This window comes from Paraburkholderia phymatum, assembly GCF_040965635.1.
Taxonomy (GTDB): Bacteria; Pseudomonadota; Gammaproteobacteria; order Burkholderiales; family Burkholderiaceae; genus Paraburkholderia; species Paraburkholderia phymatum_B.
On sequence record NZ_JBFRCH010000145.1, the window covers coordinates 1 to 279 of the forward strand.

Below are 279 nucleotides of genomic sequence, written 5' to 3' on the forward strand. Positions count from 1 at the left end.
CACGCACACAAGACTGCCGATCGGCGCGGGCCGGGCTGCGTAATTGCTGCGATCGACGCTCACTGTCGTGTCGTCCCAGACGGTGCGCACGACCTCACTGAAGTAGCGGAATCCGGTTGCCGGCAACGGCCTCAGGTGCGGCTTCTCCTCCTGGAACATGGCCTCGACCTGCCGCCGCGCGCTGCCGTGGATGCGTTTGGCTGCCCAGTTCTCCTCCCAGTGCATCAGGAATTCGTTCTGGGCCTCGAGCGACTCGAAGCGCCGGCCAGTCAGCGCCGT

General features: G+C 65.9%; 1 pseudogene. It reads right to left on the reverse strand.

Features of this window, described 5'->3' with window-relative positions:
• Positions 1–279, reverse strand: a pseudogene (locus tag AB4Y32_RS40550) (IS21 family transposase); the annotation flags it as partial.